Origin of the sequence: Yeguia hominis, from assembly GCF_014384705.1 — a bacterium.
GTDB classification, from domain to species: Bacteria; Bacillota; Clostridia; order Oscillospirales; family Acutalibacteraceae; genus Yeguia; species Yeguia hominis.
The window spans coordinates 1-18721 of the sequence record NZ_JACRSN010000020.1 but is presented as its reverse complement, the minus strand read 5'-3'; the positions used below and the strand labels follow the sequence as shown (position 1 = coordinate 18721).

Annotated in this window: 15 protein-coding genes; 12 read left to right on the top strand and 3 right to left on the bottom strand. The window is 52.2% G+C overall.

What is annotated here, in order from left to right:
* Positions 1-11: 11 nt before the first annotated feature.
* The 7 genes from IAG03_RS11705 to IAG03_RS11675 all read left to right on the top strand — a co-directional run bounded on the left by IAG03_RS11705 (position 12) and on the right by IAG03_RS11675 (position 10236).
* A complete protein-coding gene (locus IAG03_RS11705; protein ID WP_249320216.1) occupies positions 12-1298 on the top strand; it encodes a PHP domain-containing protein in 1287 nt (428 codons plus the stop codon).
* A gap of 21 nt (positions 1299-1319) precedes the next feature.
* Positions 1320-2786, top strand: a complete 1467-nt coding sequence (locus tag IAG03_RS11700; protein ID WP_249320215.1) for a rhamnulokinase — start codon at positions 1320-1322, stop codon at positions 2784-2786.
* 32 nt (positions 2787-2818) lie between these two features.
* A complete protein-coding gene (locus tag IAG03_RS11695) occupies positions 2819-3586 on the top strand; it encodes a DeoR family transcriptional regulator (RefSeq protein WP_249320214.1) in 768 nt (255 codons plus the stop codon).
* A gap of 88 nt (positions 3587-3674) precedes the next feature.
* Entirely contained in the window at positions 3675-5009 is a 1335-nt protein-coding gene (locus tag IAG03_RS11690; RefSeq protein ID WP_249320213.1) for a dihydrolipoamide acetyltransferase family protein, read from the top strand.
* Positions 5010-5025: 16 nt separating this feature from the next.
* On the top strand, positions 5026-6396 hold the full coding sequence (gene lpdA / locus IAG03_RS11685) for a dihydrolipoyl dehydrogenase (RefSeq protein WP_249320212.1): 1371 nt from the start codon (positions 5026-5028) through the stop codon (positions 6394-6396).
* A gap of 81 nt (positions 6397-6477) precedes the next feature.
* Positions 6478-8946: an alpha-ketoacid dehydrogenase subunit alpha/beta gene (locus tag IAG03_RS11680; protein ID WP_249320211.1), complete on the top strand. Its 2469-nt coding sequence runs from the start codon at positions 6478-6480 to the stop codon at positions 8944-8946.
* A gap of 27 nt (positions 8947-8973) precedes the next feature.
* Positions 8974-10236: a zinc-binding dehydrogenase gene (locus IAG03_RS11675; RefSeq protein ID WP_249320210.1), complete on the top strand. Its 1263-nt coding sequence runs from the start codon at positions 8974-8976 to the stop codon at positions 10234-10236.
* A 117-nt stretch (positions 10237-10353) separates the two neighbouring features.
* On the opposite strand, the gene IAG03_RS11670 is transcribed toward IAG03_RS11675, so the two are convergent.
* Both IAG03_RS11670 and IAG03_RS11665 read right to left on the bottom strand, forming a co-directional pair.
* A complete protein-coding gene (locus IAG03_RS11670) occupies positions 10354-11133 on the bottom strand; it encodes an MBL fold metallo-hydrolase (protein WP_249320209.1) in 780 nt (259 codons plus the stop codon).
* A gap of 110 nt (positions 11134-11243) precedes the next feature.
* On the bottom strand, positions 11244-12233 hold the full coding sequence (locus IAG03_RS11665) for an asparaginase (RefSeq protein WP_346726143.1): 990 nt from the start codon (positions 12231-12233) through the stop codon (positions 11244-11246).
* Positions 12234-12391: 158 nt separating this feature from the next.
* Between IAG03_RS11665 and IAG03_RS11660 the strand changes: the two genes are divergently transcribed.
* From IAG03_RS11660 to asnB, 5 genes are all read left to right on the top strand, one after another.
* Positions 12392-13876 carry an L-fucose/L-arabinose isomerase family protein gene (locus tag IAG03_RS11660; RefSeq protein WP_249320207.1) on the top strand — a complete coding sequence of 495 codons (1485 nt, stop codon included), beginning with the start codon at positions 12392-12394 and terminating at the stop codon, positions 13874-13876.
* Positions 13877-14108: 232 nt separating this feature from the next.
* A complete protein-coding gene (locus IAG03_RS11655) occupies positions 14109-14642 on the top strand; it encodes a hypothetical protein (protein WP_249320206.1) in 534 nt (177 codons plus the stop codon).
* A gap of 87 nt (positions 14643-14729) precedes the next feature.
* Positions 14730-15800 carry a tRNA 2-thiouridine(34) synthase MnmA gene (mnmA, locus tag IAG03_RS11650; RefSeq protein WP_249320205.1) on the top strand — a complete coding sequence of 357 codons (1071 nt, stop codon included), beginning with the start codon at positions 14730-14732 and terminating at the stop codon, positions 15798-15800.
* A gap of 134 nt (positions 15801-15934) precedes the next feature.
* A complete protein-coding gene (locus IAG03_RS11645) occupies positions 15935-16582 on the top strand; it encodes a CpXC domain-containing protein (protein WP_249320204.1) in 648 nt (215 codons plus the stop codon).
* A 33-nt stretch (positions 16583-16615) separates the two neighbouring features.
* A complete protein-coding gene (gene asnB, locus IAG03_RS11640; protein WP_249320203.1) occupies positions 16616-18493 on the top strand; it encodes an asparagine synthase (glutamine-hydrolyzing) in 1878 nt (625 codons plus the stop codon).
* 103 nt (positions 18494-18596) lie between these two features.
* Here the strand turns inward: asnB and IAG03_RS14595 are convergent.
* Positions 18597-18721: IS3 family transposase (locus IAG03_RS14595; protein WP_430472459.1), on the bottom strand; the 125-nt coding region annotated here is incomplete at its 5' end.

The following is an 18721-nucleotide window of genomic DNA, read 5'->3' as shown; positions in this document are numbered from 1 at the left end:
GGCTGCAAGAGATGGAATACGATTCGTTGCTTTCGGCGCTGAACGCCAAAACACCGGAGGAGCGCCTTGCAGCGCTTCGAAAGCTGAAAGCTTTGCATGACAGCGGAATGCTTCCGCCGCCGGCAGAGGGAAACTATGTCAACAACCATATCCATACAACGTACTCCTTTTCGCCCTATTCTCCGACAAAGGCGGTCTACACGGCGTGGATGAACGGCCTGGTTACAGCGGGAATTATGGATCACGACTCTGTTGCGGGCGCAGAGGAATTTATCGAAGCGGGAAAAATTGTCGGAATTGCGACGACAGTTGCACTCGAATGCCGGATCAGCTTTGCCGATACGCCGTTTCGCGGACGCCGGCTGAATAATCCGGATCAGTGTACAGTGGCGTATGTCGGGCTGCATGGAATCCCGCATCAGAATCTGCACGAGGTCGAGGCTTTTATGGCGCCGCTGCGTGAAAAGCGCAACGTAAGAAACCGTAAAATGACCGATAATCTCAACCGCCTTTTGGCGGGAACGGGCATCGTGCTGGATTTTGACCGCGATATTCTTCCGCTTTCGGAAGCGAAGAACGGCGGCACGGTGACAGAGCGGCATCTGCTGTATGCGCTCAGCGGAAAGCTGATTGAGAAAGCGGGTAAGGGAGAAGCGCTGCTTGCCTTTTTGCAGGAGCACTTCGGAATCATTCCTTCCGGAAAGAATCACGTGCTGCTTTCGGATGCGGAAAATCCATTTTACGCCTATGATCTGCTCGGCGTGCTCAAGGCGAATTTCGTGGAGCAGTTTTACGTGGACGCAACCGAGGAATGCGCCACGATCGACGCGTTTACCGCGCTTGCGAAGAAAACCGGCGCAATTGCCGCTTACGCTTATCTCGGCGACGTGACAGATTCCGTGACTGGAGATAAAAAGGCGCAGACCTTTGAAGATGCGTTCCTGGATGCGCTCATTCCGGAAGTGCGCCGCCGCGGATTTAAGGCGGTGACGTATTCTCCGACCCGAAATACCTTCGAACAGATCGAGCGTCTGCATCGGCTCTGCGAAAAAGAAAACCTTTTCGAGGTCAGCGGGGAAGATATCAACTCTCCGCGGCAGTCCTTTAAGAACGACTTGGTGCTCTCGGAAAAATATTCCCGTCTGGTCACCTCGACCTGGGCGCTGATCGGACACGAACTTGCGGCGACAGCTTGCCTTTCGGATGCAATGTTCTCTGCGGAGACAGAAAAACGATACCCACAGATGCAGGATCGGGTTGCCCATTATTATGAGATCGGAATCCGGTCGGCGGACTAATTTTGGAAAGGAGAACTTGAAATGCCTAAAAAAGTATTGGCTTTTGACTTTGGTGCTTCCAGCGGCCGGGCGATGCTCGGTTCTTTCCAGAACGGAAAAATTGAATTTCGGGAAATTCATCGGTTTGAAAATAACCCGGTGTCCCTTAACGGGACGCTCTACTGGGATTTTCCTTATCTGTTTCAGCAGATTAAGGTCGGCATTACACAGGCAAAACAGGAAGGCGGCTTCGACAGCATTGCGATCGATACCTGGGGCGTCGACTTCGGTCTGATTGACCGGCATGGCGATCTTTTGCAGAATCCGGTGCATTACCGGGATCTGCGGACCGATCGCATGATGGAGGAAGTCTTTGCGGCCGTACCGCGCGAAGAAGTTTATCGGCAGACAGGGATCCAGTTTATGCGGATCAACAGCCTGTATCAGCTGATGTACCTTGCGAAGGAACGTCCGGAACTCTTAGAGAGAACGGAAAAAATCCTGTTTATGCCAGATCTGTTTTCTTATTTCCTGACCGGAAAAATCAGCGCGGAGTATACCATGGCGTCGACCACGCAGCTGATGAATCCGAATACCGGCGACTGGTGCTATGAGATGCTGGAAAAGCTGGGCATTCCGACACGGATTTTGCCGAAACTGCATGACGCGGGCACGATTTACGGAGAGCTTTCCGATGCAATCTGCGAAGAGCTGGACGTTCCGAAGGTGCCGGTCATTTCGGTTGCCGCGCACGATACGGCGTCCGCAGTAGCGGCAATTCCGACGAAGGAAAAAGATTTTATCTACATCAGCTGCGGAACCTGGTCACTGTTTGGAACCGAGCTTGAAAAACCTTGCATCAACGAAAAAACGCTGCACTATAATCTGACCAATGAAGGCGGAATCAACCGTACAACGCGTCTGCTCAAAAGCACAATGGGGCTTTGGTTGATTCAGGAATCCAGGCGGCAGTGGCGCAGGGAAGGCTTTGACGTAAGTTATCACGATCTGGAGGTTGCGGCGCTGGCAGCAGAGCCGTTCCGTTCCTTTATCGATCCGAATGCGCCGGAATTTGAAATGCCGGGCAATTTGCCGAACCGTGTGCGGGAATTCTGCAAACGGACCGGGCAGCCCGTTCCAGAGAACCGCGGAGAAGTGATGCGCTGTATCTATGAGAGCCTTGCCCTGAAACACCGCAGTTCGCTGGAAATGGTAGAAGATATCACCGGCCGGAACTATGAGACGATCCATGTGATCGGCGGCGGTGTTAAGGACGGTTTCCTCTGCCAGATTACGGCGAACGCCTGCAACAAAAAAGTGGTTGCGGGTCCGATGGAGGCGACTGTTACCGGAAATATTGCGGTACAGCTGATGACGCTCGGAGAATTTGAGAACCTTTCTCAGGTGCGTCAGGCGGTTGCCGCTTCTTCCAATACCAAAACGTATCTTCCGGCGGACTGCAAAAAATGGGACGCCGTATATGAGCGCTTTCTGCAATATCAGGCCTGATTTGGGAAACGCGCAGAAAGGGGAACTCTGCAGTGAGTTTTGAACGAAGACAGAAAATACTGGAACTTCTCCGGCAAAAGGGAGCTGTTTCCTTAAAGGAGCTTGAGAAGATTTTTACCGAGGTCTCCTCGATGACCTTACGCCGTGATTTGGAATATTTCGAGAACGCCGGAGAGGCGGTTCGCATCAAGGGCGGAATCCGATATATTAAATCGCTGCCGGGCGCAGGACGGGAAGACCTTTACGAACAGCGTCTGTCGCAGAATCAGGAATCCAAGAACCATATCGCGCGGATTGCGTCGGATTATATCAGCGCAGGACGGTCGATTTTCCTGGACTCCGGAACAACACTGATGACACTGGCGAAGAATTTGCCGGATATTCATCTTTCGATTCTGACCAGTGCGCCGAATATTGCCCTGGAAATTTCCAAGCGTTATGCACCGAGTGTCAATCTGATCGGCGGTCTTGTCAATCGGGAAACGCTTTCAGTTTCAGGTATGCAGTCCATCGATTTTGTGGAACATTTAAATTTCGATTTGGCTGTCATGGCGCCGTCTGCTTTTACAGTTGACGCGGGCTTTACCTGCGGAAATTACAGCGAGTGTGAACTGAAAAAGCGGATTGTAAAAAAGGCGAAAAAAACCATTATGCTTGCGGATTCCAGTAAATTTGGCCATACCATGCCGTTTACGTTTGCGATGCTGGAAGCGGTGGATGTTCTGATTACAGAAAAAGAGCCGCCGGCAGAACTTTTACAGGCGGCGCAGGCACAAAATGTGGAAATTCGTTGGGAATAACACGCTGATTACGCGCGAGAGGAAAGGGAGAGCCCGTTTTCCTGTCGTGCGCATGCAAATAAACAGAATCAGGAGGCACAGAAAACAAATGGCAACACCAGTAATGATGCCGAAAGTCGGAATTTCTGTTGAAAGCTGTATTCTGACAGAGTGGCACAAGAAAAAAGGGGACGCTGTAAAGGTCGGAGATCTGCTCTTTACATACGAAACCGACAAATCCACGATTGACGAGACTTCGGAAGCCGAAGGAATCCTTCTGGAGCAGTTCGCAAAAGAGGGCGACGATGTCCCGGTTATGACGAATGTCTGCGTCATCGGACAGGAAGGCGAGAGCACCGCAGAATTTGCTCCGGCGAAAGAAGAAGAGCCGGAGGAAGCCGCGGAAGAAGCGCCGGCTGCTGCTCCGGATACAACAGCTGCCAATGTACAGGCTGCGCCTTCTGCAGCAGCGTCGGGAGATGGGTTTGTCAAAGCCTCCCCGCGTGCAAAACATCTTGCAGAAAAGACCGGGACGGATCTGCGTTATGCAGCGCCGACCGGTGCGGAAGGCCGCGTCATCGAACGCGACGTCCGCACGCTGCTGGAAAAAGGACCGGCTGCAACCTATGCGGCCTCGGGTGCGTTTGCGGGTGCCGGCGGTACCGGCATTGGCGGACGGTTTGCTGTTGCGGATATCGGAACGGCTCCGGCAGCAGCGCCTGTAGCGGCAGAAGCGGCGCCGGAATACACCGATGAGAAGATGAGTGGAATCCGCAAGGCAATTGCAAAGTCCATGACGCTTTCTCTCACGACGATTCCGCAGCTGACGCACACCTTGACCTTTGATGCGACAGAAATCATGGCGCTTCGCAAAAAGCTCAAGGCCAATGCGGAAAAACTCAGCCTGAACAATATTACGCTCAATGATATTGTGCTGTTTGCGGTTTCCCGCGTGCTTGCAAAAGAAGAACACCGCGCGCTCAATGCGCACTATATTGGAAACGATATGATGCGGTTCTTTAAAGGCGTGCATCTGGGAATCGCAGTGGATACCCCCCGCGGCCTGATGGTTCCGACCATTCGCAATGCGGATCAAAAGTCGCTCAATGAAATCGCCGGAGAGGCCAAAGCACTGGCAGCATCCTGCCAGCAGGGCAATATCAATCCGGACCTTCTGACAGGCGCTTCCTTTACGGTTTCTAATGTCGGTTCTTTCGGCGTGGAGAGCTTTACGCCGGTAATCAATCCGCCGCAGACGGGTATCCTCGGCGTGGATACCATCACCACGCGTGTTCGTGAATCCGACGGCGCGCTTAAGGCGTATCCGGCGATGGGCCTTTCGCTCACCTATGACCACAGAGCAGTGGACGGTGCGCCGGCATCGAAATTCCTGGCAGAACTGAAATCGGTGCTGGAGAACTTCTCTGTTGCACTGTGCAAATAAGGCGGGAGGCAGCAAAATGGAACAATATGATCTGATTGTGCTGGGCGGCGGCCCGGCGGGATATAATGCGGCGGAACGCGCAGCGCACGGCGGGCTGAAGACCCTGCTGATTGAAAAAAATGCGCTCGGCGGCGTCTGCCTGAATGAAGGCTGCATTCCTTCGAAAACCCTGCTCAACTCCGCGAAAATGTACGACCACGCGCGCCACAGCGAGCAGTACGGCGTAACCGCAGAAAATGTTGTGCTTGATCACGTAAAAGTCGTTGCGCGGAAAAAGAAGGTTGTCAAAACGCTTGTTACCGGCGTTGCCGGAAAAATGAAGCGCGCTGGCGTAAAGGTGCTTTCCTGCGGCGGAGAAATCCTCGGGAAAACCGAATCCGGTATCGAAGTGAAAGCCGGCGAGGAAACGTATCTTGCGAAAAACCTGCTGATTGCGACCGGTTCTACTGCGGTGGTTCCGCCGATTCCCGGTCTGCGGGAAGGACTTGCAGCGGGCTTTGTCGTAACCAATCATGAAATCTTCGATTTGAACGAACTGTCCAAAAAGCTTGTTGTCATCGGCGGCGGTGTCATCGGTCTGGAAATGGCGTCCTATTTCAATTCGGCCGGCAGCGAGGTCACGGTGATCGAAATGCTGGACCATATTGCCGGGGAGACGGATCGGGAAATTTCCAAACTTCTGCTGGAGGCCTACCAGAAAAAAGGCGTGGCCTTCAAACTCGGCTGCAAAGTGACCGGCGTGGAGCAGGGAAAAGTGCTCTATGAGGAAAACGGTGCCAAAGCAGAAGCTGCGGCGGATGTGGTGCTTTGCTCCATCGGACGCCGGGCGGTGACAACCGGATACGGCCTTGAAAATCTGGGCGTCTATTTGGAACGCGGCGCAATTAAAACCGACGAGCAGATGCGGACCAATATTTCCGGCGTCTATGCGGCGGGCGATGTCAACGGCGTTTCCATGCTTGCACATACGGCATACCGCGAAGGAGAAGTTGCAGTCAACACCATGCTCGGAAAACCGGATCGCATGCGCTACTGTGCAATTCCGGGCGTAATTTATACCAATCCTGAAGTCGCGAGTGTCGGAGAAACCGAGGCATCGGCACAGAAAAAAGGATATGATGTCGGGGTTGTCAAGATGACAATGCGCGCGTCCGGCCGCTATATTGCGGAAAATGAAGGCGGAAACGGAATCTGCAAGATCGTATATGACAAACGGTACCATCGGGTGCTGGGTGTGCATATGATCGGTGGATATCCTTCTGAGAGCATCTATGGCGCCGCCATGATGATCGAAACGGAAATGCGGATCGCAGATCTGAAGGAAATCGTGTTCCCGCATCCGACGGTTTGCGAAGTGATTCGCGAAGCGCTGTTTGAAATTGACTGACAGGCAATCCGGGCAGGCGGCGGCAAATTCAGATGTTTTGCCGCCGGACCCATGAACTAGGAAAGAAAAGAGGATATCATTATGCCAAAATCACTGTTCATCGATCCGGAAAAGAACTTTGAAAAACGCGAAATCGTTCTGCAAGACATTCCGGTCTGCCATTACAACAAGACAGTGGCGGAAGAAAAAGAGAATTTTACAAAAGAAGAGCTCCTCGGCATGTATGAGGATATGGTTTCCATTCGGGAATTTGAAACCATGCTGATGACCATCAAGCAAAAGGGCAACTACAATGATAAGGAATTTACATATCCCGGTCCGGCGCATCTTGCGGCAGGCCAGGAAGCGACCGCAGTCGGCGAAGCCTTTTCACTCGGCGTGGATGATCTGATCTTCGGCAGCCACCGCAGCCACCACGAAGTCATCGCAAAAGGCCTTTCCGCCATTAAGAAGCTGCCGGATGAGAAGCTCATTGAAATCATGAAGAGCTTTAACGATGGCGTCAACTATGGCATTATCCAAAAATATTCCGGCGAAAAGACCGTCAAAGAGCAGGCGGAAGACTTCTTCATTTTCGGAATTATGAGCGAACTGTTTGCGAAGGACTGCGGGTTCTCCCGCGGACTGGGCGGCTCGATGCATGCATTCTTCCTGCCGTTCGGAATTTTCCCGAACAATGCAATCGTCGGCGGTTCCGGCCCGATTGCAACCGGCGCGGCGCTTTACAAAAAGTGCAATAAAAAAGACGGCGTCGTCGTCGCGAACCTGGGAGACGGTTCTGCTGCGCGCGGCCCGGTTTTTGAGGCCATGAACTTTGCTGCCATGCAGCAGTTCACAAAACTTTGGGAAGATGGCTATCGGGGCGGTTTGCCGGTGATCTTCAATTTCAGCAACAACCACTACGGCATGGGCGGTCAGACCAAGGGCGAGACCATGGCATACGGCGATCTGGTGCGTTTGGGCTGCATCTCCGAAAATCAGATGAATGCAGAACGTGTCAACGGCTGGAATCCGCTGGCTGTTATCGATGCATACCGCAGAAAGATCGCGGACATCAAGGCAGGAAACGGCCCGGTTCTGCTCGATATGGTGACGTATCGCTTCACCGGACACTCCACCTCCGACGCAATGTCCTACCGTACCAACGAGGAGCTTGAGGCATGGCAGCAGTACGACCCGCTGACGGTCTTCCCGAAGCAGATTGTCGACGCCGGCGTGGCGACGCAGGAAGAAGTCGACGCAATCCACGATAAGGCAATTGACCGCAATAAGAGAATGTTTATGCTGGCTTCTGATCTCGAGGTTGCGCCGTACACGGATTATAAAAAACATCCGGACTTCATCGAGAAATTCATGTTCTCCAATCAGAAAGTGGAGAAGATGGACGACCGTCCCTGCGAGGTCAACCATCCAAAAGAGGAAAATCCGCGCTATAAGAAAATCCAGACGCTCGCGCGGTACGCGTACGATGAGAAGGGCAAGGAAATTCCGAAGCTGAAGCTTTATAATATCCGCGACGGCCTGTTCGAAGCAATCTTTGATAAATACTATACCGATCCGACCCTGATTTCTTACGGTGAGGATGTGCGTGATTGGGGCGGCGCGTTTGCGGTATACCGCGGATTGACCGAAGCGCTTCCGCATCATCGGCTCTTTAATGCGCCGATTTCCGAATCTGCGATTGTCGGAACGGCAGTTGGATACGGAATGGCGGGCGGCCGTGCAATCGTCGAGCTGATGTATTGCGACTTTATCGGCTGCGCCGGAGATGAAATCTTCAACCAGCTTGCAAAATGGCAGTCGATGAGTGCGGGCGGCCTGAAAATGCCGGTTGTTTTGCGTGTTTCCGTTGGTTCCAAATACGGCGCGCAGCATTCTCAGGACTGGACAGCGCTCTGCGCACATATTCCGGGTCTTAAGGTTGTTTTCCCGGCGACGCCGTATGATGCAAAGGGCCTAATGACGGCAGCGCTCAACGGAACCGATCCGGTGGTGTTCTTTGAGAGCCAGCGTATTTATGATATGGGCGAGCGTTTCGTAAAGGACGGCGTGCCGAAGGAGTCCTACGAGGTTCCGTTTGGCGAGCCTGCAATCCGCAGAGAGGGGAAGGACATTACGATCCTGACCATTGGTTCTACCCTGTATACGGCAATCAAGGCAGCGGATCAGCTTCAGGAGAAATACGGAATTTCTGCGGAAATTATCGACGCGCGCAGCATTGTGCCGTTTAACTATGAAAAGGTTGTCGAATCCGTGAAGAAGACCGGCCGGATTGTGCTGGCAAGCGACGCCTGCACGCGCGGAAATATTCTCAACGATATGGCAGAAAACATCACGCAGCTTGCCTTTGATTATCTCGATGCACCTCCGGTGGTTGTCGGTGCGAAAAACTGGATTACGCCGGCGTTTGAATTCGACCACGAGTTCTTCCCGCAGCCGGAATGGATTCTCGACGCAATTCATGAGAAAATCCTCCCGCTTCCGGGCTACACAACCACACAGAATTTCACCAGCATGGAACTGCTCCGCAAGAGCAAGCTCGGTGTATAACTCGGAAAGAGAGAAAGGATGGTTCCATTGAAAACGAAAGCAGTTCGGATTTACGGTGCAAATGATTTGCGGCTTGAGGAATTTGACCTGCCGGAGATGCAGGACGACGAAATTTTAGCAAAAGTCGTTTCCGACAGTATCTGCATGTCCTCTTATAAGGCCTGCGTCCAGGGCGCTGCGCACAAGCGCGTCCCGGCGGACGTTGCAGAGCACCCGGTCATTATTGGACATGAATTCTGCGGCGAAATTCTGAAGGTCGGCAAACGCTGGGAAAACGATTATGCACCCGGCGATAAATTTGCCATCCAGCCGGCGATCAACCTGCCGGAAAATGTCCATGCAGCTCCGGGATATTCCTTCCCGTATATCGGCGGCGACGCGACCTATGTCGTGATTCCTGCTGCATTTATGGAGCGCGGATGCCTGCTCAAATATACCGGCGAAGCGTATTATTGCGGTTCGCTCGGGGAGCCGGTCAGCTGCATCATCGGCGGATTCCATGTAAACTATCACACTGCACCCGGCAGCTATGTCCACCAGATGGGCATCAAAGAAGGCGGCAAAATGGCACTGCTCGCCGGAGCAGGCCCGATGGGCCTCGGTGCGATTGATTATGCGATCCACTGCGACCGTCGACCGTCTCTGCTTGTGGTGACGGACATCGATGAAGCCCGGCTTTCCCGCGCAGCGTCAATCTATACGCCGGAGGAAGCGGCCAAAAACGGCGTGAAGCTGGTCTATACCGATACTTCAAAATATGCGGATCCTGTCGCAGAACTGCGTGCACTGGCAGACGGCGGATATGACGACGTGTATGTCTATGCGCCGGTCAAGCCGGTTGTAGAGCAGGGAAGCGCTATCCTCGGCCAGGACGGCTGCCTCAATTTCTTCGCCGGCCCGACCAATCCGCAGTTCTCCGCGGAATTCAACTTCTACAATGTGCATTATCTCTTTACGCACGTTGCGGGCAACAGCGGCGGAAACAATGACGACCTGATTGAAGCGTTGTCCATGATGTCGGAAGGCAAGATCAATCCGTCCTCTATGATTACGCACATCGGCGGACTCAACTGCGTGCCGGAAACCACAAAGACACTGCCGAAGATCCCGGGCGGAAAGAAGCTGATTTATACGCACATCGAGCTTCCGCTCACGGCAATTGCCGATTTTGCAGAATGCGGAAAAACCGATCCGCTGTTTGCAGCGCTGGATGAAATTGTCTCGCGGCATAACGGTCTGTGGTGCCCGGAAGCAGAACGGTATCTGCTTGCAAACGCCAAATCGGTCTGAAAATTCCGGCTTTAACAAATTTTTGCATGCGAATTTTGGGCCTGGAATCAAAAATGCCCTCCCAGCATGGGAGGGCATTTTTTGGTGGAAAAAGACTATGCGGCGTGCCTGGATTTCTCAAAAAAACGCAATGTGTTCGCCGCAGCGGAGGATTCTGACCGGAACGCCGGCGTCGGCAGCAGCTTCCCGAACCCAGTTCTCTCTGCAGCCGTTGATGGCGTAAAGATCGTGGTGCATCGGAATCAAGCAGGCGGCCTTGCAGCGTTTTGCGAGCTCGGCGGCTTCCCGGCAATTCGTGTTTCCGATAATATTTGCTGCAGTAAGATAGTAATCCCGGCCGTTTACCGGAAGCAACATAATGTCCGGGTGCAGTTCGGCAAGGCGTTCAGTCAGGCCGTCATAAAGACTTAAGTCTCCGCCGAAAAAGATTCGTTTGCCGCCACAGGAAATGAGATAGGAAAGTTCCTGATAGTTTCCGTTTTCATCCGTGTGCAGATCGGTATGCGCGCACGGAATCGGCAAAACGGTAAACGAACCTTCCGTGAAGGCTTCTTCCGCTTTGGCAGCAATCAAAGCCGAATCCGGAACGGAACAGGCAAGCGCCTGTTCCGAGACCGGTGCAGGCACTGCAATGCGGGCAGTACCGCCGGCCTGATAATAGGGAGAGAGTGTCCATGGGTCGAGGTGATCGCCATGGCCATGGGAAATCAGAATCAGATCCGGCCGAAGGTCGGCAAGCGTACAGGGAGGCGCATAGGCGCGCTTCCAGACGACGGATTCTGTAGAACACGTGCGATCAACATAATCGCTCAAACAGGGATCCGTGATCAGGCGGGAGCTGGAATATTCCAGGCAGAATCCTGCCTGTCCCCAGAAGGTCAGACGAATCACAAACATACACACCTTTCCATGATCGAATCTGCATAGGCAGAGCAGCCGTATGCGCGGTTTTCTGAAAGTGATTTTATTATAGTACGCAACCTTCTGAAAAACAAGATTTTCTGCGCCTATAGCGTAATTTCGCCTGCGTAATCTGTTGCGAAAATTTTTCGGACTTCCGCAATATCCGTGGTTTTCCCGAGTGCCCACATCAGCTTGGTTACCGCAGCTTCCGTTGTCATATCCCGCCCCTCGATGACGCCCGCGTCGGCGAGCGCTTTTCCGACGCGATAGATGGAAATATCGCTCCAATCGTAGAGGCATTGGCTGCATACGACGACGGCCACGCCACGCTCGACAAGGGCTTGGATTCCCTCGACGAGATCTCGCCGGGCAATATGCAGTCCGCCGGCGCCAAAGGTTTCGAGGACAAGACCCCTGCAATGCAGCTTCGGCAGCAAATCCAAAATACGCGGGTCGGTTCCGGGGAACAGTTTCAGCAGAAATACGGCGCTGCAGAGTGCAGCCTCGAGCGTGGTTTTGGCATCCGGGTGCCGGTCCTTCTGCGCAAAGTCCTCAATTGCAACGCCGTCCGCATAAATCCGCCCGCGATAGGGATAGTTTACGCTTGCAAACGCATCGAGACCCATGGAGCGGACTTTTACAGCGCGGCAGCCGCTGATAAGTTTGTAATGGAAGGCAAGGTTAACGCCCGGGATACCTGCTTCGACGGCTGCAAACGCAGTTGCAAGATTGGTGCGTCCGTCGCTCAGCGGAGAGGCAAGCGGAATTTGCGATCCGGTGAATACCACGCTTTTGTGCAGATTCCGCAGCATAAAGGTGACGGCGGCGCTGGTATAGGCCATCGTGTCGGTCCCATGGGTCACGACAATGCCATCGTAGTTTGGAAGTGCACGCTCAATTTCCTTTGCAATCAGAATCCATTCTTCGGGCTGGATGTTTGAGCTGTCGAGATTCAGAATCTGCCGGTGCGTAATCGAAAATCGGTTTGACAACGGTTCCAACGCCCGGAATAATTCTGCGGAATCCGCCTGCGGCGCAAGACCGCCGGTTTCCGGTTCGGAGACGATGGTTCCACCGGTTGAAAGCACCAACACATTTTTCAAGACAAATCGCCTTCTCTCATTCTTTTTTTCTATTCTCTGCCGAGATACCGAAAATAATCCCGGATTTTCTATTGCTTTTTCACAAGTTCTGGTATATGATAAACTAGTAAAAGATGTCCGTACAAATTTGTATGAGGGAGGATTCTGTTATGGACAATATTCCAAAGGTAAAACTTGGTATTATCGCCGTCAGCCGCGACTGTTTTGTGATTTCGCTTTCTGAACGTCGCAGAAAAGCAATCGTGGAGCAGGTGAAAGCTGCGGGAGGATGTATCAGCGAAGTAATGCATACCGTCGAAAATGAGACGGATATGCTCAGCGCGGTCAAAGAGGCTTCGGACGCCGGATGTAATGCACTGGTCGTTCTGCTCGGCAACTTTGGTCCGGAAATTCCGGAAACCATGATTCCGCGGTATTTTGACGGACCGATCATGTACATCGCTTCTGCAGAGGAAGCAGACAACAATCTGATCAGCGGACGCGGAGATGCATATTGCGGCATGCTGAACTGTTCCTACAATCTGGGACTGCGCCATGCGAAGGCCTTTATTCCGGAAGAACCGATCTGCACAGCAGAAGAAGCCGCTGTTCGGATTGCGGAATTCGTTCCGGTTGCCCGCGCCATTCTTGGCCTGCGGTCTTTCAAAATCTTCACGTTCGGACCGCGCCCTTATGATTTCTTTGCCTGCAATGCGCCGATTAAACCGCTCTATGATCTCGGGATCGAAGTGCAGGAGAATTCGGAATTGGATCTGCTCGTTTCCTATAAAGCACACGAAGGCGATCCCCGGATTCCGGATGTCGTCAAAGATATGGCGCAGGAACTGGGAAGCGGAAACCAGTATCCGGATTTCCTGACGCGTCTTGCGCAGTATGAACTGACGCTTCTGGATTGGGTGGAAAAGAACCGCGGCGCCAGCGAACACGTTGCCTTTGCCAATAAATGTTGGCCGGCTTTTCCGGAGCAGTTCGGATTTGAGCCCTGCTATGTCAACAGCCGCCTGACCGCACGCGGAATTCCGGTGGCCTGCGAAGTTGATATTTACGGTGCGCTGAGCGAGTATATCGGCGCCTGCATCACCGGCGACGCGGTGACGCTGCTTGATATCAACAATACAGTTCCGGCAAACCTGTATCAGTCGGAAATCCAGGGCAAGTACAATTATCAGCTTTCGGATACCTTTATGGGCTTCCACTGCGGCAATACTCCGGCCTGCAAGCTCAATGACGGATGCAAGCTGAATTACCAGTTGATTATGAACCGTCTGCAGGAAGGCGGCGCAGAGCCGAACTTTACGCGCGGAACGCTGGAAGGCGATATTATTCCGGGCGATATTACGTTCTATCGTCTGCAGGGAACAGCCGATGCCCGTCTGACCGCTTATATTGCGCAGGGCGAAGTTCTTCCGGTTGCACCGCACTCTTTCGGCGGAATTGGAATCTTTGCAATTCCGGAGATGGGCCGCTTCTATCGCCATGTTCTGGTGGAAAAACGCTATCCGCACCATGGCGCGGTTGCATTCGGTCACTATGGCAAGGCGCTCTTCTCGCTCTTTAGGTATCTCGGAATCGGCGATATTGCGTTTAACCAGCCGAAGGGTATGCTGTATCCTTCTGAAAATCCCTTTGCATAAAAGGAACGCTCGAAAGCGCGAATCATAAAAAGCCCGGCTTCGGCCGGGCTTTTTTGCGGCCGGATGTGCTGGGAAAAGCAAAAAATTATGAGCGTTTTATGAATTGTAAAAAAAGGCCTGTTAATTTATTCCGGTTTGCGATATAATAAAAATAATCCTACGGATGATACGCTTTCCGGGCAGCAAAAGCGTATTTTTCAAAATAACAAGCTGCCAGAGTATGGAGGGTTTTATGAGCTTTTTTGATACGATTGGCGGATCTGTTTCCAATGCTTTTAAATCGGTAGTGGAGAGAAACCGCAAGGCTGCTTTGATTAACCGCGTAAAGATTGTGATCAAGGCTGAGGAACAAAACGCGGAAAGAGCTTATATTGCGCTCGGAAAGTATTACTATCAGAACCTGCGCGATGAAACAAACGGAGATACAGAGCTTTATTGCGAACTTGCCGACCGCGCAAATAAACGGCTCGCCCGGGCGGGACAGCGCTTGACAGAATTGTTGGCGCCGGATGCTGTTTTGAAAGAGGATGAGGATCCGCTTGCAGGTGCAGACGATGTCGGATGTCCGGTTCCGGCCGAAGAGGATCCGTATGAGCCGATGAGCGAATTGACGCCGGAAGAAGACGTTCTGGATGGCGATGCGACAGAAGCTGCAGAAGAGTCCGAAGATGCCGAAACAGACGCGTCTTCTGCTTCCGAGGAGACGCAAGAGTCTCCCAAAGAGGCGGCGGACGATGCGGACGACGAAGTGATCCCCTGGGCATAAGAACTTTAAAACCGGATTCTATTAGAAAGTAACCAGAAATGCAAAAGCGGCCAGGCGGGCTTCTGTAATTCTGGATTGAGCGCATTCATGAAAAAAGTGTTATTGGGAATGAGCGGCGGAGTGGACAGTTCCGCCGCAGCGCTTGTATTACAGCGCGATGGATATGAAGTGACAGGCGTCACCCTGCAGATGCGGTCTGCTGCGCTGATGGGGAATGCCCCAGGGGGCTGTGCGTCGTCAGCGGATCTTGCGGACGCACGGGCAGTTGCCGCGCGGATTGGCATCGAACATCTGGCGCTCGATTTTACGGAATTATTTGAAAAAACCGTAGTGGATCGGTTTGTTTCCGAATATCTTGCCGGGCGGACGCCAAATCCCTGTATTTTCTGCAATCAAAACTTGAAATTCGGCGCGATGCTTGCGTATGCGCGGGAACATGGCTATGATTATGTGGCGACCGGTCATTACGCGGAAATCCGGCAAAATGATGCCGGACGCTGGACACTGCGGCGGTCTCCGAACGGAAAAGACCAGAGCTATGTGCTTTATTTCCTTTCCCAGTACCAGCTTGCGCACACGCTGATGCCGCTGTTTCCTTATACAAAACCGGAGGTCAGAAAAATTGCCGAAGAGGCAGGCCTTCCGGTTGCGAAAAAACCGGACAGCCAGGATATCTGTTTTGTAAAAGGGCAGCGTTATGCCGAGTTTTTAGAATCCTATACCGGCCAGCCGATGAAGTCCGGCGATTTTGTCGATGAAACCGGCGCAGTGCTCGGACGCCACAAAGGCATTCCCTATTATACGATCGGGCAGCGGAAAGGAATTGGCCTGAGCTTTCCGGAGCCGCGTTATGTTACGGAAATTGATGCGCAGCATAACCGGGTCGTTTTGGGAAAAGAAGGCAGTCAGTACCGAGCTGCATTGCTTGCGGATATGCTGAATTTTCTGCCGTTTGACCGGCTTTCAGGGCCAATTTCGGTCACAGCGAAAATCCGGTATCAGGCGCCGGCGGCGCCTGCAATGGTAACGCCCTACAAAGATGGACAAGTCCGCGTGGACTTTACAGAACCGCAGCGTTCTGTGACGCCCGGTCAGAGTGTGGTATTTTATCAAGGCGATGAACTGATCGGCGGCGGTACCATTCGGGCTGCTTTGTAATTCGATTTTGACAGGTCCGCAGACCATGCGGCCTTTTATGCCGCGCATTTGCGGCAAAGTCCTGTGTTTTTGAAAATGCCTGCTTTGCAGCAGAATCCCTATAGCGGCAAACTATAACAATGGAGGCTTTTACGATGTCCACTTGCGTGAATCGCGAAATCAGCTGTCCGCATTGCGGCGCACTGAAAAAAACGCCGATGTGGTCTGCGGTAACGGCGGATACCGATGCCGAGCTCCGCGTTCGGATTCTCAACGAAACGCTGTTTAACTGGAAATGCCCTTCCTGCGGCTATCTGGCGCAGCTGGCGTATCCTTGTCTTTACCATGACCGGGCAAGACGGTTTATGGTCTGTATTTCTCCGCGTGGAGATGCGCTTGCGAAACTAAACAAGGAAATTCCGGCGGCGACCCGCGATGTTAAAAAGCGCGCGGTAGGAACCCTAACGGAAATGAAAGAAAAAATCCTTTTGTTTGAGGCCGGACTGGATGACGTCGCGATGGAAATGGTCAAGCTTGCCATCACCAGTGTTTTGGAGAAAAAATGGGAGACCAAGGGCATCAAGGCGTATTTTCGTTCTGCGGACGCAGAGTCCGTTGACTTTGCAATTTATCGCCCGAACGCGAAAGAACCGATTTATCAGGGTACGCGTCTGGCTGCCTACGATCAAGCGTGTGCGGTCCTCAAAGACTTACAATTCCGGGAAGGCGCTGGGTTCTTAAAGGGAGATCGTAAACTTGCGCAGGAGCTTCTGACCGCATACCGGGATCAGAGTGCGTCCTGAACAGGGATCAGTAAAGCAGAGGAGTAGAAGTTTATGTGTGGAGTATGCGGCTTTACCGGTGAGATTCTCAACCGGGATGAAGTTTTGAAAAATATGACCGAGGTGATCACGCACCGCGGACCGGACAGCAGCGGCTTTTATACGGATGACGCGGTTTCGATGGGGTTCCGTCGGCTGAGCATCATCGATATCGCACAAACCGGCGATCAGCCGATTTACAACGAAGACCATACGCTGGTGCTCACGTTTAACGGGGAAATCTATAATTACAAGGACTTACGCGCGGAGCTGCTAGAAAAGGGACATGTGTTTACCACCAATACGGATTCGGAAGTTCTGATTCACGGGTTTGAAGAGTGGCAGGAGGGGCTTTTAAACCGCCTGCGCGGCATGTTCGGGTTTGCAATCTGGAATACAAAAGACCATTCGCTTTTCCTGGCGCGGGATTTCTTTGGAATCAAACCGATGCATTATACGACGGTCGGCGATCACTTTGTGTATGGATCCGAAATCAAAAGTATTTTGCAGTTTCCCGGCTTTGAGAAAAAATTTAACATGAATACCCTCAATAATTATCTTTCCTTTCAGTACGCCGTGCCGCCGGAGACCTTTTTTGAGGGCGTTTACTGCCTGATGCCGGCGCACTATCTGTGGTATCGCGACGGCAAAATTACCACACACCGCTACTGGGATCCGCTCTTCCATCCGGATGAAACGCTTACGGAAGAGGAAGCGGTCAACCGGATTGAGAAGGTATTTGAGGAGTCGGTCAGTGCGCACAAAATTTCCGATGTGGAAGTTGGATGCTTCCTTTCAAGCGGCGTGGATTCGAGTTATGTCTCCACCTATTTTGCGGATCAAAAAACCTTTACGGTTGGATTTGACTTTGGAGAAAAATATAACGAAATCGACTGGGCAAAACGCCTTTCCGAGCATATCGGCGTGGATCACCACTATAAGGTGATTTCTTCGGACGAATTCTGGGGAAATATCAAAAAAGTGCAGTATCATATGGATCAGCCGCTGGCGGATCCCTCCTGCATTGCGCTGTATTTTGTTTCGAAGCTTGCAAGCGAGTATGTAAAGGTCGTTCTTTCCGGCGAAGGCGCGGATGAGCTTTTCGGCGGATATCAGATTTACAACGAACCGCGCGTTTTCCATCTGTATCAGAAAATTTTGCCGCAGTGGCTGCGTACCGCGATGCGCAAGCTGGTGCAAAAGGTGCCGTTCCATTTCCGCGGCCAGAGTTTTGTCACGCGCGGAGAGCTTCCGACCAATGAGAAGTTCATCGGAAATGCGAAGATGTTTGGTTACGGAGAAAAGCAAAAGCTTTTGAAAGAGCCGCAATATGCCACCCGCCCGCAGGAGTTGACCAAAAAGTATTACGACAAAGTCAGCGATATGGACGAGGTTACGCGGATGCAGTATCTCGATATCAACATGTGGATGGTCGGCGATATTCTGCTCAAAGCGGATCGAATGAGCATGGCAAACTCATTGGAACTGCGTGTGCCGTTCCTCGACAAAGAGGTCTTCAAGGTTGCCTCGACGCTTCCAACCCGCCTGCGCGTCAACAAAAAGAACACCAAATACGCCATGCGTGAAGCCGCCATGCGCCATTTGCCGCAGGCAACCGCGCAGAAAGAAAAGCTCGGATTTCCGGTTCCGACGCGCGTCTGGCTGCGTGATGAAAAGTATTATCAGATCGTGAAGGATGCCTTTACATCTGAGATCGCAGAGAAGTTTTTCAATACTGAAGAGCTTGTAAAAATCCTCGATACGCATTACCACAACCGGCAGGATTACAGCCGCCGAATCTGGACACTCTTTATTTTCATCGTCTGGTATCAGATTTACTTTGAGGATGGCGGACATGAACCCGGAAATTTCCCGGACTTTTCCAAAAAATAATGCGCACAAATGTGCGCGCAGAACAAAACAAAAAAAGCAGCAGATTGGAATAAAAAATTTGATATGTACCCGGTTTTCTGGACACCGGCTTAAAAATGAATAATTAAGCTTCCATCATGGATGCTTCCCTGAATTTAGAGGGAGGCATCCATTTTGTTTTAGCTTGGATTCTGGTGTTATTGTAATAATCAATATACTCGGCAATCGCCTTAGAGAAGGATTCAAAGG

What these genes read in the sequence shown, in the direction of transcription:
- IAG03_RS11660 (WP_249320207.1), top strand. Translation starts at nt 12,392, where the DNA reads ATGGACAATATTCCAAAGGTAAAACTTGGTATTATCGCCGTCAGCCGC.
- IAG03_RS11680 (WP_249320211.1), top strand. Translation starts at nt 6,478, where the DNA reads ATGCCAAAATCACTGTTCATCGATCCGGAAAAGAACTTTGAAAAACGC.
- IAG03_RS11690 (WP_249320213.1), top strand. Translation starts at nt 3,675, where the DNA reads ATGGCAACACCAGTAATGATGCCGAAAGTCGGAATTTCTGTTGAAAGC.
- IAG03_RS11645 (WP_249320204.1), top strand. Translation starts at nt 15,935, where the DNA reads ATGTCCACTTGCGTGAATCGCGAAATCAGCTGTCCGCATTGCGGCGCA.
- lpdA (WP_249320212.1), top strand. Translation starts at nt 5,026, where the DNA reads ATGGAACAATATGATCTGATTGTGCTGGGCGGCGGCCCGGCGGGATAT.
- IAG03_RS11700 (WP_249320215.1), top strand. Translation starts at nt 1,320, where the DNA reads ATGCCTAAAAAAGTATTGGCTTTTGACTTTGGTGCTTCCAGCGGCCGG.
- mnmA (WP_249320205.1), top strand. Translation starts at nt 14,730, where the DNA reads ATGAAAAAAGTGTTATTGGGAATGAGCGGCGGAGTGGACAGTTCCGCC.
- IAG03_RS11670 (WP_249320209.1), bottom strand. Translation starts at nt 11,133, where the DNA reads ATGTTTGTGATTCGTCTGACCTTCTGGGGACAGGCAGGATTCTGCCTG.
- asnB (WP_249320203.1), top strand. Translation starts at nt 16,616, where the DNA reads ATGTGTGGAGTATGCGGCTTTACCGGTGAGATTCTCAACCGGGATGAA.
- IAG03_RS11705 (WP_249320216.1), top strand. Translation starts at nt 12, where the DNA reads ATGGAATACGATTCGTTGCTTTCGGCGCTGAACGCCAAAACACCGGAG.
- IAG03_RS11655 (WP_249320206.1), top strand. Translation starts at nt 14,109, where the DNA reads ATGAGCTTTTTTGATACGATTGGCGGATCTGTTTCCAATGCTTTTAAA.